Origin of the sequence: Methylobacterium sp. WL116 (genome assembly GCF_008039455.1) — a bacterium.
Lineage (GTDB): Bacteria > Pseudomonadota > Alphaproteobacteria > Rhizobiales > Beijerinckiaceae > Methylobacterium.
Genome location: NZ_VRUV01000755.1, coordinates 1 through 1,665, shown reverse-complemented (window position 1 = coordinate 1,665; position 1,665 = coordinate 1). Strand labels below are relative to the sequence as shown.

The following is a 1,665-nucleotide window of genomic DNA, read 5'->3' as shown; positions in this document are numbered from 1 at the left end:
GCCTTGCGGAACCCGCCGGCGTCGCGCCCGCCGACCGCCTGCCCGCACAGGGCCTCGGCGGCGGTGGCGAAGCCGTCGAGGAAGAACCCGCCGATCAGAAACAGATTCCACAGCACCGCGTTGGCCGCGAGCACCGCGTCGCCCTGGCGTGCGCCGAGCGCGGAGAACAGGACGATGCCCGACACGAGCGCCAGCGTCCGCACGATCACGTCGCCGTTGACCGCGAGCGTGCGCCGCAGCGCGACGGGATCGCGGACCTCGGACCACGGCACCCGCCAGGGCTTCAAGCCGAGGCGCACCAGGATCGCGAGGCCGAGGGCGAGGCCGGCCGCCTCCGCGATCACGGTGGCGAGGGCGGCGCCGGACAGGCCGAGATCGAGGCCGAGGACCAGAGCGAGCGTCAGGCCGATGTTCACCAGGTTGATCGCCACCTGCAGCAGCAGGCCGAGATCGGTGCGGCCGCGCCCGAGCACCGAGCCGAGCACGGCGTAGTTCGCCAGCGCGAACGGCGCCGAGAGGATGCGGATGTGGATGTAGGTCGCGAGCCCCGCGATCACCGCGGGGCTCGCGCCGGTGATCCGGAAGGCGGCGGCCGCGATCGGTCCTTGCAGGACGACCAGGGCGAGGCCGGCGACCAGGCCCGCCGCGAGGGCGCGCGCCAAGGTCCGGTCGACCTCGGCGCCGTCTCGGGCGCCGACCGCCTGCGCGGTGAGGCCGGCGGTCGCCATGCGCAGCGCGCCGAACGACCAGAACAGCGCGTCGAAGATCACGGCGCCGAGGGCGATCGCCCCGAGGAGCGCGGCGTCGCCGAGCCGCCCGATCACCGTGGCGCCGACGAAGCCGAGCATCGGCGTGGTGACGTTGGCGATCGTCATCGGCAGGGCGAGCGCGAGCACGCGCCGTCCGGTGATGGGCTCGATTGGGATCACGCGGCCTCCGGGTCGCGGTGGAGACTAGCCTACCGCGAGACCGCGAACAGCCGCGAGATGAGCCACAGCGGCACCACCACCACCGCGCCGGCCAGGATCCAGCCGCCGAAATCGTGGAAGGTGGCGAGGCCGAGATCGATCAGCGCGCGGGCCGCGTCGTAGATCTGCCAGAACAGCCGCGCCGGGGTCAGCCCGAGCATCGCCATGAAGGCGCCGACCAAGACCGAGAGGAACAGCAGCCGCAGGAACACGCCGGCCGGCGAGCCGCCGAGGAAGCGGCGCAGGGCCGAAGCGCGATAGCCCGACGGCGGTCCCTGGTAGGGGTCTCCCGAATAGTTCTGGCCTGGGCGGCGCGGGTCGTGCTCGACGATCATCGACATTCCTTTGCGGGATGAAGGTCTTCCAACCGTCCGAAGCCGGCGGAACCGTGACGGATGCACCACACCGGGCGCGAAACCGGATCGTGGTTCGGGCGTTAGGCGGTTTCGCCGGCCGAACCGAGATGGCAATGCGGCGCTCGCGCGCCAAGATGGGTTCGGAATTCGCGGATGCCGTGACGCCTCGCCCCGCGCAGCCCCAAGAGACGAGACGAAACGCCCCATGATCGACCACGCCCTGTTCGACCCGGCGACGATCGATCCGGACACCAAGCGCCTCAACGCCGAGATCGTCGCGGCGCACGCGGCGCAGGCCGACCCGTGGTCGCTGCCCATCGCCGAGGTGCGCGCGCGGCGCC

2 protein-coding genes and 1 pseudogene are annotated in these 1,665 nt (G+C 72.3%); 1 reads left to right on the top strand and 2 read right to left on the bottom strand.

From position 1 onward, the window contains the following. On the bottom strand, nt 1–875 hold an 875-nt coding region (locus FV223_RS27015), incomplete at its 3' end, for an MATE family efflux transporter (protein WP_147729786.1). Between the two features lie 83 nt (nt 876–958). Beyond that, a complete protein-coding gene (locus tag FV223_RS27010; protein WP_147729785.1) occupies nt 959–1,303 on the bottom strand; it encodes a DUF6460 domain-containing protein in 345 nt (114 codons plus the stop codon). 226 nt (nt 1,304–1,529) lie between these two features. On the opposite strand from FV223_RS27010, the pseudogene FV223_RS32620 reads away from it, so the two are divergent. Continuing rightward, nucleotides 1,530–1,665 (top strand): annotated as a pseudogene (locus FV223_RS32620) (alpha/beta hydrolase); the annotation flags it as partial.